Here is a 15,236-nt window from a genome sequence, read left to right as displayed (position 1 = left end):
AGAATAAGCAATTCTAGCAAAATTAAACTAAGTTACGAAAAATTTTAAGTATATTCAATGCAACCAACTTAATTAAAATCTACTCTCAGCGACAGTAATTTCCACTCAAGTAAAATAACACCAAACGTTTATGCATGATGCTCTCTGTTCCTCATCTCACTCAGTCCATTTCCAAATGCATAAAATCACGCGCTTTGCATATATAAATTATAAAACCCAACAAACAGCAAGCAGCCAATAAAGCTGCCATAGTCTGTGGATTGTGCCCCGATATTTTTCCAATAACCGCAGCACTCAACGCAGCACTCCCTAATTGTAAAGCTCCCATCATACCAGAAGCCGCCCCTGCAGCTTTTGGATGTGATGAAATAGCCAACGCCGTTCCTAATGGTAATAAAAAACCATTACCAAAAGTAAGAACAGCAATAGCCGCAAAACTCGTCACAAGTGGCCATGGGCTGACATACATTTGTAGAGCAAAGAGCAGCCCCCCCATAACAAAAATGATATACCCCCTCCATACAGTCCGTTCCATCAATTCTCGTTTAAAAAACCACCGTGCCACAAGATTCCCCAAAATATAAGGGAGAGAAACACCAATATAGCTATAACCAATATAGAAAGTTGGCAAACCCAAAGTCGTGAGTAAAAAAGGCGACTCTACAATATAAGCAAAATAGGTCGCATAAGAAAAACACGGAATAAGTGCATAAAAAACAAATTGTTTATTTTTTATAACGCCTAAACTCCCCTTAAGAAGCCCCACAAGAGAAAAATGCTGACGTTTTTGCAGAGGCAAGGTTTCCGTGAGCACAAAACAACAAAGCACAATGGTTAAGAGTATAAAAAGGCTTAAAAAGACAAAAGTAGCTTGCCAATGAAAAACCTGTAACAATAATCCCCCAACCAAAGGTGCAAGCGCTGGTGACATCCCAATAAAAGGAAAAACAACCAAATAAAGCTTTCCTGCTGCTTGTTTATCGAATAAATCGTTGATAATGGCACGACTTAAGACAATACCTGCACAAGCTCCAAAACCTTGCAAAAAGCGTAACGCAAGAAAAGCTTGAATATTAGCCGTATAAATTACACCAACTGTGGTAAAGAGCCATAAAAACAAACCAAACAAAAGTGTTTTTTTACGCCCGAAATTATCACTAAGTGGTCCATAGATGAGTTGCCCGACAGCTAAAGCAAAGAGAAAAATTGCTACCGCACCTTGAATTTGAGATTCAGTAACTTTGTAGTACTGGCACATATCTCCAAGTGCCGGAAGAAAAATATCTGTAGAAATCAGACCTCCTGTCGATAAACATACGATAAGTATGATAAACGGTAATTTATATTTATGATTCATCAGGAAAAGCACATTTCTTAAATTAAAACTATTTAATTTTACTTCTATAGTAAAATAATTATTATTAATTATAAATATAAATCTAGTTTATCTTTATCCACAGATAATATAAAAAGCATTTTTCTTTATGCTTTTACTTTATTTAAGCAGATTCATCTCGTTGATGTATAAGATGCTATAATTTATGATCAGCACGCACACACTCAACATGTAAATAAGCATTTAGCGCTTCACTCTATAACGAATTTTAAAGCACCGCAAATCGCAATTTTAAAACTATACGGAAAAGAAATCGAAAATATCACAATTCCCCCTCAGAGACATAATGATCAATCCGAAAACAGCATATTTGATCATACTCATATTGTCCTATATTCATCAGCCTTTTTTCATTGATATCATAAGGCAAAGACGCTCCCAAACTCTATTCCCCTCTCTATGATCACAACGTCACCCTCTCGACAAAATCTTTTATCAGAATTGGTTTACAGTGTTCAAAGAAAAAAGATGCCACAAACTCCCCCCCCTCAAAACTATCCACGCAAATATTATTGTAACAATATAGCATATAATAATGGCTCATAGAGAAGTCCTTATCAACACAAATTTAAGCAAACAACCTTAATAGCCGACTAATATCATAAAGCAAATTATGCTTCTGCAAACCATCAAAATCCAAATAGATTTCACCCATTTTTTTCAATTTTCATTCTCTATAATCATCACAAAGCTCATTGCTTAAGTTATTGACAAATATGATATAATGGAAATTTAACAGAACTCTCCAGCTACCAATTACTTGTACCTATTAAAGTTGAAGGAAAGACATACACATACATTAACTTACGCGCCCCGAAATTTAAAGACTTAAAAGCAATAAAGAAAAAAGAAGGCGTCGAGCAATCAATTGAAATGATTGCATGTCTTTCAGGGTGGTCCTATAATGCCATCAGTAAACTTGATATTTGTGACTTTTTAAACATTAAAAACATTTATGGGCCTTTAATAAAAGAAGTCTTAAAAAAGCTAGAAAAAATGAATGCAATCACAAAAATCCCATCCTTAGAAACTCCATTTTCTGAACATCTCAAAAATTTTATAAACAAAATAAATGCACCCATGAAAAGCATAATGGATGAATGTATTTTTACCGACAGTAAACCCAAAAAACGCAAAAGTAACCTTTACAGAGATACATTTGCAACAGAATCCATGACAACTGCAAATGCAAAAGTGGAAACCTATAACACTTATGAACCGATTACAGTTCATAATCCCTATGTCATAAAGGGGAAACACATAACTTTTACAAAGTGCAGTTTCTTAGTACAAAATGGTTCATCAAACCAAGCTGATCTTACAGCGCATAGAAAACCCGAGTGCGAAACTAAAAAACAGCCTTTGGAGAGAACCTTAAAACTTTTTGACATTGTCTCAAAATTTTTAAATTTTCCTCCCTGGTTTTGGAAGTTTTTACTCAGTCGATTTAGAAAGTTTTTCTAGCGTTAGTTCCCAAGCATCAAACGATTAAGAAGAAGGAAGAACTTAGCACAAAAATAACCTCCTTCTTCTTTTTTACCCTCATAAATTTTTAAATTGAATAGTATTGGACTTGTTTGGCAATCAAACTCTATTTCAATCATAGGTGCAGTACAAAAAAATAAAACAAAAACAAAAATTGTGGCAAAGCTTATGTTTTTAGATAAAAAGCAAAATATGACTATAGGATTTTTCTTTTTATTTTTGAATATAATCGACGATGCAGAGACCTTATAAGAGCTTCCTCAAGAAATGAAAGCCTATAGCATTTGTAAGCAAAAGCATAAATATAGCGCACCTTATAAACTAGCAGAGAAAAACAGACTTCAAAACGGCATCCACTCTTTTTGAAAATGAATCTCTGGTAAGTGGTCTGTAACACTGAAACAGCTCTCTTCCCATGAACGAAAATTCTCGATGAACTGGGATTTAGACTGGAGTGATGTAAGAAGACTTTCTCTCATAATACTCACTGTTTGTTTTCAGGATTTCTTGTTTGTTTTTAGCGCATATCTATTCACTTTTGGAACATAATTGCTAAAGACGCATTTTATCTCCAGCATTATTAAAGGAGATAAACACATGGAAACCCGCATTCCAGGAGACGCACCGTTCGATACACATTTTCTAGAAGAAACCTCATTAGAAGAACAGTATCCACTTTTTTATACCCCCATTTCATGGTCCGCAATTTTTGCCGGACTAGTGACAGCACTCGCCACCTCGATTTGCTTGTCTTTTCTGGTTACAGCTTTAGGCTTAAGCCAAGTTGATCTTTACTCTTCGTCCCCTTTTGAAGGCTCTTTCTTGTCTTTTGGCATTGGCTCTCTTATCATTACACTGATCAGCCTTGCTTTAGGAGGGTTTGTTGCTGGACGTTTTGCAGAATCGTCAGGGACCCTTCACGGCTTTCTCACTTGGGCTCTGTTAACACTTCTGATGACCATCCAAGCCATTCACGTGATTTCAAGTACAACAAAAATAGGCGCTAAAGCTGCCCTAGAAAACAGCTCCATGGTTCAACAAACCGTAGACAGCTTCAAAACGAATATTTCCCCTCTTTTTTCAAAATTCAATGATGAAGACTTTGAAAAGTTTTTAACAACGAAAATAGATAATGGCATTGATTTTGATAAACTACGCAGTGAATTGCACACACTTCTCAACAAAAGTAACATTCCTGCTCTTAATCCTGAGCGCTTAAAACAGTCGTATCAGGCAGCTCTCAACGACATTAGTTCTGCGATAACAGCTTTTAAGAAGGATCCTTCTCACTATCGCACATATCTGAAAGGTCTCAGTGACAGCCTTTCTGATCGTATAGAAGCCATCACCGCAAAGTTTGATCGAAGCGATATCATCAATGGCCTTATGAAGAATGGCATGTCACGTGCGGAGGCACAAACAACTGCCAACAATGCGCTTCATATCTATCAAACAGCAGAGGGAAAAACCGAACAAGCCATCAAAGCCCTCGAAGAACAGGCTAAAACACTCTCTAAAAAGCTTGATAACTCGATAAAAGATGCGCGCCACACTGCGAATAAAGCTGTTAAAACAGCATCCAGCGTTGGATGGTGGGGCTTTTTAGGTAGCCTGATTGGCGCCATTATTTCCAGTGTTTTTGGTTACTATGGTTACAGAAGCCGTAAGGACTCTTTCAAGTTTTAAAAACTTGAGCTTCATAACTATAACACCAATAAAAAGCTGCACCAATTGTGCAGCTTTTTGTCTACTAAATTTCTTAATCGCTCTTTTTATGGAATAACCACGTGCATCACACGTTCTATTGGCTCAAAAACCTCTCATCTTGAACGAGCATTAACCCCTCCCCTAACCGGTTTCACAATTTGCATGTTTATCCCTACTGGAAACCAAAAAAAACTGTTACTAAAATAGATTATCTTTCTGAAGTACCTAACAATCAAGTCTGTGCTCTCACCTTTACCAATTTCAAGAAACTTACCAAATCTTGCCATTTGAAAACTTCCATAATGGAAATCCGCCACCGCCTCATGAAGATTTGGAAAACAGCCCTCCTCATCACCTTACGGTAGCACTAAAAGACCCCCTCAGAAATCGAAATTTAAAAACAGAACATACAATGATGATATGGATGCTTCACATGAAGCTCAATAATGTATGATTGACGCAAATCTGCTTATACATCCAAATTTAAAAAAATTAAGCGTATTTAACCAATATGTTTGAATTGTTTTCTAAAGAGTTTTCTCAAAAAATTTGGGCTAAGCAAGCAGCTGAGTTGTCAATTTCAAACATCCCTTTCCATGAAAGGGATGTTTTGGATGCTTTGAGACAATACGTTCTACATCCTCGTAAACTCTTAGCTCTTAATTCTAAATCCGAAGTGGTAACAGTGATTAATGGGGTACGCACGCCACATCCTCTTGCAAACTTTCTCATTTTGGATACGGATAAAACTATAGAAGAATATACTGCCCGCATTGACCCATATGCTGAAGGAAAAGAATGGGCGGTCATGTATTATGGACTATATGCTGCAACCCCTATTTTGTGGGATGCGGCCAAACAATTTGCAGATCAATTAGCACATTCTTTAGGTTTTAGACCCGGTGGAAGGGTGGATATTGACTGTTTCATTGGTCGATATTCTTCTACCCATGTTGGGATCCATGTGGATCACGCCCATAATTTTAGTTTTACTCTCTAAGATGGCAAAACAACGTTTGCATGGCCCAGCGCACGAAAAGACCGTCAAGGGCTAAAATATCCTGAATATGAGAAACATAAATCAACAGCAATCGCGCTGCAAAACCGCACAGATCGTGTTGCCTACTTTCCCCATGATGCCTTCCATGTTGCAGAAACGGGAAAAAAGGTTGCTGTAAATGCCAATATTGCTTTTTGGGAAACAGCAAACGATGCGCAACATCATAGGAAATATGTCACACATTTACTCCATCTTGATGATCGAACACGACATGATGTGCGTACATCGGGAAGAGCAAATTTAAATCCTGATAATGCTTTTCAACTCTCCGCGCTAAACACCGCAATTGCAAATGACACCTTAAAACGCCATATGCTTGTTTCTCAATTAATTTGCGATACAAGTTCACGTTTATACGTCGGTCCCCCTCTTGTTGACGTCCCTGAAATTAAGAGTGAAATCACTCTTCGCTCATCCGCTACCCTTCAATGGGTTCCCTCATCTGAAACAAAAGAACTGCTCATAGCAGCAAACGGGCATTGTGCCAGTTTTGAGTATAGCGATCATTTACACAGGCTTCCTGTCTCAACTTTCATCGGGAAAGAAAGTAGACATAGTGAAATTAAATGATAAACTACGCGATACAGCACAGGCAGCAATGTTAAAAACTGTAAAAGCTTTAGCATGTTGGGGGGAGGCGTTGTGACAAAGAAAAAATCCATTATCTTCACCCAAATGGGACTTTTCTTTGTTTTGGCTCTTAGCAGCTTTGCTGATGAAACAGCACAAGTTACATTTGCTTTACACTTAGCAGAAAGCACAGCTTCTATTTCAATGCTGCTTTTTGCAGGGCTTATCGGGGCAATTTGTGCGGGACCAATTGCACCACGACTCTTGCATCGCTTAAGTACTACTCGAACAGTTCCTGTTGTTTTATTATTTGAAGCGCTTGTCATAGCCGCAGCTGCAATCGCCAATCAGTTTTGGCTTTATATTGCCCTTTCTTTCGCACTGGGCTGTGCTGGTTCAATCTTTTGGTCTGCTATTCTTGTTTCCGTCCCCGAATTTGCAAAAAATGATCAGCAATTAGACCTTATCAACCGCATTATCCAAACGGTCCGTAATCTTGGCTATATTGCCGGACCACTGTTAGGCGGTGTATTATATGGTCTCTCAAACGGACAAAAAGGCTTATTTGTGCTGTCAATCATGGTTCTATGCGCAGCCTTGATCACCACATACTGTTTTAAAAGTTTAAAACTTTATACGCAAATAACCAACACAACACAGCAAACCAAAAAGGGACTAGACTTAACGGGTCTCTTGCGTAAAAAAAATGTTGTCTATGCTCTTGCACCCCTCATCATCACCATCATCCTCACCTCCGCTCTCAATGTCTTATCGATTGTCCGTATCCGCACCAATCTGAACTTAAGCGCTGAGATCTATGGAGTGATCACAAGCATGGTAAGCCTAGGTCTTGTAGTGGGACCACTCTGCTTCTCCAGCCTTTTCCATCGCTTTGGCAATGCCGCTGGAGCATCACTAGCTGCCGCAACCATTGGCTTTGGAATTTTTTGCTTTTCCTTAACAAACTTCACATGGCTGATGATGCTATCATTTTTTATCCTTGGGAGTGCAAACGGCGTGCAAAACGCTCTGATGGCAAGTTTTATGATGAAAGCCATCCAGAAAGAACACCGAAACAGTCAAATGCCCGCCTATATTTTCATCATACAAACATCCGTGTGCATTGGCTTTATAGCAGCGGGTTTTGTCCGTGTGGATCATACCCAAAGCACGCTGCTTGTCATCGGTATCACCACAATGATCGCGGGAATTTCAGGTTTTGTATTGAATAGCATTGTGCAAAAAAAGAAACAGGAAGAATTTGATAATGGTTAACGCGCTTTGTCGTCTTCTCCTGCAAGCAAACAATGCACATTCAATACCCACTAGAGGATTCAATAAAGTTTTTTGTAAAAGCAGGAATGCTGCGATTGGTAGCATTATAAGGATAAAAAGATGCAACTGATAAGACCTGGTATGGGAACAGAAAATAGTACTCAACTTATCCATGCGCTCATTCAAATGGCAAGACCGCGCACAGTCATTGAAATCGGTGCAGGCGATAGCACACGCTTTATCGCAAAAGCACTTCAAAAAGCGAAATTGTCATGGCAACAAGATAAAAAACTTTTAGAATCCTCCATTTGGGAAGAGCGCACAGCTTTACTTGATCCTGCAGGGATTCCTGAAAATTACGAACCACGGCTTATCACAATTGATGATTTTACGGCAGAAGGTCAATCAGCAGAAGAAGCATGGCAAAAACTACTCAAAGATGGCATTGAAAAAGAAACGGTAACCTTTATCAATGAGAACTTTTTCTCTCTTGATGAAAACACCCTCAAATCTTGGGGCCCCATAGATTTTGCTTGGATCGATGCTGGTACTCCCGCAGATGATGTGCGATTTGTTACCACACTTTGGGAACACATCACCGCTGGTGGTTATCTCTGTCTACATGAACCAACCATGACCACAACCGTTGCTCTCGATGGAACACAGCGGGTGCGCCGTGTCAGAACCCCTTTGTGGGAAGAAATTCTCTACCGTCTTGATGGATCCTATGAGGCTTTAACGCTCCCCGAAAATCACAAATATCGTCAAAGTGGTCTGGGGATTATTCGCAAACGCACTCCTGCAGAACAGATTGTACGTGCACAATCGCTCCAAGCAGAACTCATAGAAATCAATGAATTGCCCATTCGCAATGATCTTTTGCCCATAGGACAAGAAAAACCTTACACAAACGCAATACCGGCAATTCACTGATCTCTGCCATGACCTCACCAATACTGCGCACTGTTTACGCCGCCATTATCCTTGGTGCAAAAAATCTTTCTGATATCCTAAAAACTGTCGATTATGATGCAAAAACCATTCACAAATCCATCAATCGTCTTTTAAATCTTGGTCTTATTCAAAATACAACAGAAGGATTTCAAGCCGAAGAAACAGTGTGGAAAATGCTAGAAAATAAACATGAGCGGAATAGGGAAAACTTAAGCGACCGCTCCTTAGAAACAGAAGAGATGCTATCAAAAATTGGTGAAGCATTTCAAATGGGAAAAATTTATAGCGAAACTGAAGTCTCAAAGATATGCAACCTCTTTACTATAGATTTTGCAAGGCTAAGACGCATCTTGGTAGAAAGTGGACTTTTAAAACGGTACGCAAGCAAATATCAGCGCGTGCGTTAAAATTACAGGAATTATTTAAAAAAGCCCGATGCCCATGCATAAATTACATTTTTATAGAAAAAATACGTCTTTCTTTCTAAAATCCTGTCATGAAATTTTGCATTTTAAGATACCGGAAAAGAAGAAGTTTTTTTTTAATAGCAAACAAAACCACTCAAGTTTATGAAAGCAATTTATCTTTATTATAATAACACAATTATACAAGAAAAATTTGATCAATTTTCTATTGCAAAAATCAGGCATTAAAATACTTCTTTTCTAGGATAAAAGATAAGATTGTAGTTTAATATATATTTCCTTGTATTTTGAAGACCTCAACCAAAAAAATTGAGATAAAAAGTCAGTTTTTCACATTCATTTGAGTTAAATGATAATAAAGTAAGAAATGAAGAAGTAATATTGGTTATAACCTTAGTATAGCAGAAATTATTATTATCCAGCAATAAATATCTTATGAATGCCATTTCACAAATATTATGATATTGAAGAGAAAATACTGTAAAACTTTATTAAAGTATTTATTTAAAATACGATTAATATTATTTGCAAAAAGAAGAATTCATAATCTTAAGCTCTTCACCAATAAGGCTCTCATAAAGCATCTGCAAATGCAGTTAAGTGCCATCAATTTTCCAACATCACTGAGGAGAATTGGTCCAAGCCCTCATGAAACTTTTGATCTGCAAGAGCAGAAATAAAAGCATATCGGTTTCCTAGAATTATTAAAATATCGCACAGTTTTTTATATGCATATTCTGATCAATAAAATAATAAGCACCGAGAAAGCCTTCCCATACAAGTGCTTAGAAAAGTTGTCCCCTGTCACATCATAAATTTTAGCATCACCTGTAAAAAATACACATTGACAAAAGTTTGTTCTTTCTATTACATCAACTTAAGTTGTGAGCATGCAATCCGTAAAGGAGCATGTTATGGGGGAGAAAATAGACATCATAAAATGTAAAATTTCAATAAACAATATATCGTATTAATGTGAATAATACGGTGGTTTATCCATTAATTTTTTTAATAAATTATATTCCAACAATCACCATGATAAAATGCGGGGGAAGGATTAGATGTGGATTTACAAAAAGAAATAGATATCAAAAACCGTTTTTCATTTTCTATAAGGGGACAATCGGAAAACTGCTCTCGTTTAATCGCGATGAAGCAGCATCTTATGATCGGTATAAGTCCTTTCAACTCAAGATTTTCAGAAAAATATATCACTCAGCTCATATATTGGAGCGCGAAAAAATTTAAAAATATTGACGTATTACTCCCAGATATAGAATCAGCAATGCTTCTTATATTGGCATCTGGATCAACTAAAGCTAAGGCAGAGAAGAAGACAAAAAAGGAGCTAAATCGTATAAGACGCATATTATACAATATTCACAATTATGATAACCTAGAAAAGTCATTTCGCATTCTTGACTTCTCTCAATACAAGCAAAGCGAGAATTACAAAATATTAAAATCAAAAGCCATAGATTTGTACAAAACAAACTCAAAATTCAATGAATTATGCACAAAAATGTCAATCCAAGCGGTTGGGCATCGGGCAAAAAGTGTAGGATTATCAACTGAAGAAATAAAAAGTTTGGAAACAACAAATATTTCTCTCGAATATATTTTTGATGAAGTGCCTTTCTACGTAAACACCCCATCTTTACTTAATATAGAGAGCTCAGTTTTGGCTTACCATCGTGAATGGCCGGTAGGAGAATTGTTGCTCAGCAACGAACAACCTCTCTGTGTTGATAGGCAGCAGGGCCATGGAATTGTTTCGATATATACGAAAACTGGATGATAAAGAACCAGTTTATAATTAAACATTCAAAGGGGGAGCAAATGGTGCGCCACGTTACTAAATTCAACGTTATGGACGAAAATTTCCAAAAAAATCCATACAATACATACCAAAGCGTACATTCTTCTAACTCTGTTCTTTGGGATGAAAATCTTAAAGCTTATTTTTTTGGCCGATATGAAGATGTCAGCGCAATTTTGAAGGACGCCCGCTTTACAACAGCACCCTTAGCTGTTCGAGCGCAGCCGGTAATGGGCGATCGTGTATTAGCCCAAATGGAAGGGCATGAGCACCATAGCAAGCGGCATGCCGTACTTTCAAAACTTACTGGAAAAATGTTCCGCACTCGCTATGCCTCAATTATTGAAGAAACAATAGACCGGCTTCTCATACCCTATCTTGCAAAGGGAAGAATAGATATTATTAATGAATTCGGTAAAGATTATAGCGTGCTTGTTACATTAATGGTCTTAGGCCTACCGATAGATCGCTACAAGGATATAGCAATGTGGCACAAGGGAATCGCATCTTTTGTCACCAGTCTAAACCAATCAGATGAGGAAAAAGAATTCAGCTTATCATGCAGCAAAGATATAATTTCTTATCTAACACCTCTTATAGAAGAATGGGACCAAAACGCATCAGACGATTTAATATCTGTTTTATGTCAAAAAACAAATGATAGCACCAGTATGACAACTTCTGAAATAGTTGCGCTCGTCCTTAACATGTTATTGGCCGCCATAGAGCCTGCCGATAAAACATTAGCTTATCTTTTTTATCATTTACTCACAAACCCAAACAAATTAAAAAAAATTCAAAATGATAGAACGCTTCTTGGCGAAGCGATCGCCGAAACATTACGCCTAACTTCTCCCGTTCAGCTTATACCGCGCCAGACCAATCAAGCGATGGAATTCGCAGGGATCTCGTTGCCAGTCAATTCTCTCGTTTTTTGCATGATTGGAGCTGCTAACCGTGATCCTGACGTTTTTATGGACCCCAATCATTTTATACCAGAACGTAAACGGGTCGGTAAAACTGGGCAAGATCTTGTAAGAATCGCGAACCATTTGGCCTTTGGAGCAGGCATGCATGTCTGTGTAGGGTCTGCTTTTGCTCTCATGCAGATTGAATTGACGGCAAACAGACTCCTCGATAAACTCATTAATATCAGCTTAACCGATGGCTTCCTTTTAGAGGAAGAAGGGTTGTACACAAGGGGACCAACGGCACTTCCAATCACATTCATTCCAATATCAGAGTCATCACAAACACCTATTCATTCTTAAGGCTCTGTGATTTATGGGGCAGCACCAATATTTAAAAGAATAATCTGTATGGAGCATGATCATGCAAAAGAGAGATTCCTATACCCAATCAGAAAGGTATGTAATATATACCGTCATTATTTCCAGCATACTTCCCTTGCTGGACGGAAGCATTGTTAATGTCATCCTTCCTGATCTTGCTCAATATTTTTCAGTGGAGGAAAATAATATACAATGGGTTGTAACGTCCTATTTTCTCGCTACCGTGCCGGGACTGTTGATAGCAGCTTTTGTGCAAGGAAGAATAGGCATCAAAAAGACTTGGCTCCTTGCAAGCTTTATTTTTATGCTTGGATCACTGGGCGTAGGATTAAGCTATGATTTTCCAACTCTTATATCTGCCCGTATCGTTCAAGGTTTTGGAACAGGCCTTTTGCTGCCCCTTAGCCAAACCATTATTGCGTTACAATTTGGGCAAGAACGGGTGCGCCAAGCCATGGGCACCATAGCCGTACCAACGGTTTTCGCTCCTGCCTTTGGTCCGCTGGTGGGCGCCTCGTTTGCTCAATATGTCTCTTGGCGTTTATTATTTTTTATCAATATTCCGCTCATTTTATTGGCACTCACCATTGGAGCTAAACATTTAAAGAACAACGAAACAGTAAAAACAAAATTTAACTTATTTGCATTTTTAGCGTTTTCCATATCGCTTATTTCGTTTTTTTACCTCACAGAAGCAACAAATATAAATAACAACAACACCCTCTATATCATAGCATTTATAGCGGTGATATCCCTCATATTATTCATTGTTTTTAATCAGAAAGCAAAAAACAAATTAATAGTCTTTAGTGGATTTCAAAATGCGCGCTACACGTTACTCATGATAATGGGACTTATTGCTTCATTTCTTTTTTATAGCTTCCTCGTTTTTTTTCCATTAGCCATCGCCATGGAAGGAAACCATGAAAACAACCTTCTCATTATTGGCGCGGTCCTTGCTCTGCAAGGGGTGGGGGCATGGATTGGAAGGAAATTCATTTACCAGAAATGGAAAGAAAAATCTCCCTTTTTCATGATAGGAATTGGTTTAGTGATATCAAGCTTTGGGTTATTATGCTTCGGCTATAATATAAGCATGGACGGACTGGGATTTTTGCTAAGGGGTATAGGGCTTGGCATCACCACCATTGTATGCCTGTCTGCCCCCATCCAATATGTTAATAGTTTATATGTCAAAGATACGGCAGTTATCACCCGCATATTACAGCAAATAGGCGGAGCTTTGGGGGGTGTATTCGCTGGCTTTTTGATCATTTTCTAAGAGAGGAATACCTTTTGTTAAGTCAAACATATATTTTATTTTTCATATTCTCTCTGTGTGCATTTTTACTGTTTTGCCTTGCGCTTTCCTTATCGCATAAAGAGAACAGCTCAGCTTTATGATATGCTTTGTTTGAATGCCTTATCGCTCATGATTGCAATTGTTATAGGATCATACAGCATTTGCCACTGTTGGGGAATACGAACGCGCTGGCACCTTGCCCCCAACCTTCATCATTTTTATGCAAGAGCGCTGCAATGAGCGGCTTATTAAGCTCTAAAATTTTTTCCCCTTCCAGTAACTTGCGTCCTCCCTATTCGTCCCCCTTTGCGTTTTTATGCGGGAAGACATCCGAGCCTCACCAGCCCCCCCTTACCAAGGAATAATAGACGCGTCCAGCATCGCACGCGTAAAGCCCATCCATTAAAGTAAGTGTACGTATTCCCCGATGGCCTTTTATGAGATGCTTTTAGTCACTTGACGATAGCAGAGAATTTTTGAGACGGATTTGATTATTTTTCGGTAATGTAAGTAGATACTATAATTTTTATGATTTTGTTTTGCTTGTGTGGGTAGGATTTACAGCGGTGATCTTCTTTAGGTGATGAGCAGGCTCGCCTTAAAGAACGAGAGAAGCCAAATCGTGAAGCAATGCGTAATCTCCATTTTCAAGATATTGCTTTAGATTTTTCCCCATTAGGATACATTTTGTTTTTTTTAGAGATTACGCCCCCCAGAGGTATATCAATATTCTTTCCAGGCTTTAATATACCAATTTACTATTTATTCCAAACATGCTTCTGCGCTAAATTTGGCTATTGCTTACAAACGACAGTTAAAACGGGATCTCAGTAGCATTCTTCGGGAAGTTTTATTATGGGTTTTTGGCATTTATCCAGTATCCAGCGTGGTATTTTTTATTTTATTTTCTGGCGTTTTTTTCTGTGAGTGCTTTATGTATGATGTTGATAATAGTAAGTTGACACCTGCATTTCTATTTTTTCTCATCCTTTTCTAGTATGGGGATAGCGCATTTTTTCACAAGCCATTTCATCCCATTTAACAAGACAAAAAGCATTCATCTTCTAGAAAGGCTTTAACAACTTTTAGATTTTTCACAAAATCTAAAGCTTTGGCTAACGGTTTTGGACGAGCAAGCACTTTGGCAAAATCAGCGATACACTTGCACCCAGCAACAGTAATCAATGACTTCATGCCCTGTTCTTATTGGCTAAGACATCAAAAAAGTGCATTAAATCAGCGGTGGCTCTTTGTCGAGAGCAGAATACTGTAAGCATTTTTCACTTCCACCCTTTTTATGTTGAATCAAAAAAGAGTGTTCATTTAAGAGAAGGAAGTGTTGTTTTTGGAGTTTTGATTGGTTGCGGGGGCAGGATTTGAACCTGCGGCCTTCAGGTTATGAGCCTGACGAGCTACCGGGCTGCTCCACCCCGCGATATTACTGATAGGCTAAGTGTATTTTAGTCGACACTTATTTATATTTGTCAGTTTTTACTTATATTTGTTATTTTTGTTTTTTTTAAAAGAATTTGAGAAGTTCGTTCTATGCGCTTAGCAGACCTGGCAGCGACTTACTCTCCCGTGCCTTAAGGCAAAGTACCATCAGCGCTGGAGCGTTTCACGGCCGAGTTCGGGATGGGATCGGGTGCGTTCACTCCGCCATAACCACCAAGTCAGCAAAGAGCATAGAAATTAAGAGAAGCTGGATATTTCTGTTTTTTTTAGAGTGAATGATTATAGGAAATGGGAACGATCAAGTCGATCGAACGATTAGTATCAGTAAGCTCCATGTGTTACCACACTTCCACACCTGACCTATCAACGTGGTAGTCTACCACGGTTCTCAGGGAATACTCGTTTTCAGGTGAGTTTCCCGCTTAGATGCCTTCAGCGGTTATCTCGTCCGTATATAGCTACCCTGCTATGCGGCTGGCGCCACAACAGGTCCAC

The 15,236-nt window shown here is 38.4% G+C and carries 10 protein-coding genes, 1 tRNA gene, 2 rRNA genes and 2 pseudogenes (1 of these 15 cut by a window edge); 10 read left to right on the top strand and 5 right to left on the bottom strand.

The features are described 5' to 3' along the window. Window positions 1-160 precede the first annotated feature (160 nt). The gene (locus QHG54_RS08205; RefSeq protein ID WP_317993636.1) at window positions 161-1,357 is read right to left on the bottom strand and encodes a multidrug effflux MFS transporter; all 1,197 of its coding nucleotides are present in this window, start codon (window positions 1,355-1,357) and stop codon (window positions 161-163) included. 801 nt (window positions 1,358-2,158) lie between these two features. On the opposite strand from QHG54_RS08205, the pseudogene QHG54_RS08200 reads away from it, so the two are divergent. From QHG54_RS08200 to QHG54_RS08155, 10 genes and pseudogenes are all read left to right on the top strand, one after another. Beyond that, window positions 2,159-2,860, top strand: a pseudogene (locus tag QHG54_RS08200) (phage tail assembly protein); the annotation flags it as partial. A 618-nt stretch (window positions 2,861-3,478) separates the two neighbouring features. Beyond that, the gene (locus tag QHG54_RS08195) at window positions 3,479-4,567 is read left to right on the top strand and encodes a DUF3792 domain-containing protein (RefSeq protein ID WP_406604183.1); all 1,089 of its coding nucleotides are present in this window, start codon (window positions 3,479-3,481) and stop codon (window positions 4,565-4,567) included. Window positions 4,568-5,099: 532 nt separating this feature from the next. Then, window positions 5,100-5,588, top strand: a complete 489-nt coding sequence (locus QHG54_RS08190; protein ID WP_406604182.1) for a hypothetical protein — start codon at window positions 5,100-5,102, stop codon at window positions 5,586-5,588. 276 nt (window positions 5,589-5,864) lie between these two features. After that, entirely contained in the window at window positions 5,865-6,218 is a 354-nt protein-coding gene (locus QHG54_RS08185; protein WP_317993639.1) for a hypothetical protein, read from the top strand. Window positions 6,219-6,290: 72 nt separating this feature from the next. Continuing rightward, the gene (locus QHG54_RS08180) at window positions 6,291-7,493 is read left to right on the top strand and encodes an MFS transporter (RefSeq protein WP_406604181.1); all 1,203 of its coding nucleotides are present in this window, start codon (window positions 6,291-6,293) and stop codon (window positions 7,491-7,493) included. A gap of 120 nt (window positions 7,494-7,613) precedes the next feature. Next, window positions 7,614-8,426, top strand: coding sequence for a class I SAM-dependent methyltransferase (locus QHG54_RS08175; RefSeq protein ID WP_406604180.1), 813 nt, complete (start codon window positions 7,614-7,616; stop codon window positions 8,424-8,426). 8 nt (window positions 8,427-8,434) lie between these two features. Beyond that, complete coding sequence (locus tag QHG54_RS08170; RefSeq protein ID WP_406604179.1) at window positions 8,435-8,854, top strand: DUF2087 domain-containing protein; 420 nt, start codon at window positions 8,435-8,437, stop codon at window positions 8,852-8,854. 1,081 nt (window positions 8,855-9,935) lie between these two features. After that, complete coding sequence (locus QHG54_RS08165) at window positions 9,936-10,670, top strand: tRNA-dependent cyclodipeptide synthase (RefSeq protein ID WP_406604178.1); 735 nt, start codon at window positions 9,936-9,938, stop codon at window positions 10,668-10,670. A 41-nt stretch (window positions 10,671-10,711) separates the two neighbouring features. Next, entirely contained in the window at window positions 10,712-11,962 is a 1,251-nt protein-coding gene (locus tag QHG54_RS08160; RefSeq protein WP_406604177.1) for a cytochrome P450, cyclodipeptide synthase-associated, read from the top strand. Window positions 11,963-12,023: 61 nt separating this feature from the next. After that, window positions 12,024-13,387: pseudogene (locus QHG54_RS08155) on the top strand (MFS transporter). A 937-nt stretch (window positions 13,388-14,324) separates the two neighbouring features. Here QHG54_RS08155 and QHG54_RS08150 read toward each other — a convergent pair. From QHG54_RS08150 to QHG54_RS08135, 4 genes are all read right to left on the bottom strand, one after another. Then, window positions 14,325-14,480, bottom strand: coding sequence for a hypothetical protein (locus QHG54_RS08150; protein ID WP_317993644.1), 156 nt, complete (start codon window positions 14,478-14,480; stop codon window positions 14,325-14,327). Between the two features lie 164 nt (window positions 14,481-14,644). Beyond that, window positions 14,645-14,721, bottom strand: a tRNA-Met gene (locus QHG54_RS08145). Between the two features lie 123 nt (window positions 14,722-14,844). Continuing rightward, window positions 14,845-14,959, bottom strand: a 5S ribosomal RNA gene (rrf, locus tag QHG54_RS08140). A 76-nt stretch (window positions 14,960-15,035) separates the two neighbouring features. Then, a 23S ribosomal RNA gene (locus tag QHG54_RS08135) occupies window positions 15,036-15,236 on the bottom strand (it continues 2,609 nt past the right edge of the window).

Origin of the sequence: Bartonella gliris (assembly GCF_045277155.1) — a bacterium.
GTDB lineage: Bacteria > Pseudomonadota > Alphaproteobacteria > Rhizobiales > Rhizobiaceae > Bartonella > Bartonella gliris.
This window is presented reverse-complemented; position numbering and strand designations above follow the sequence as displayed.

What these genes read in the sequence shown, in the direction of transcription:
- QHG54_RS08150 (WP_317993644.1), bottom strand. Translation starts at nt 14,480, where the DNA reads ATGAAGTCATTGATTACTGTTGCTGGGTGCAAGTGTATCGCTGATTTT.
- QHG54_RS08205 (WP_317993636.1), bottom strand. Translation starts at nt 1,357, where the DNA reads ATGAATCATAAATATAAATTACCGTTTATCATACTTATCGTATGTTTA.
- QHG54_RS08175 (WP_406604180.1), top strand. Translation starts at nt 7,614, where the DNA reads ATGCAACTGATAAGACCTGGTATGGGAACAGAAAATAGTACTCAACTT.
- QHG54_RS08170 (WP_406604179.1), top strand. Translation starts at nt 8,435, where the DNA reads ATGACCTCACCAATACTGCGCACTGTTTACGCCGCCATTATCCTTGGT.
- QHG54_RS08190 (WP_406604182.1), top strand. Translation starts at nt 5,100, where the DNA reads ATGTTTGAATTGTTTTCTAAAGAGTTTTCTCAAAAAATTTGGGCTAAG.
- QHG54_RS08195 (WP_406604183.1), top strand. Translation starts at nt 3,479, where the DNA reads ATGGAAACCCGCATTCCAGGAGACGCACCGTTCGATACACATTTTCTA.
- QHG54_RS08160 (WP_406604177.1), top strand. Translation starts at nt 10,712, where the DNA reads ATGGTGCGCCACGTTACTAAATTCAACGTTATGGACGAAAATTTCCAA.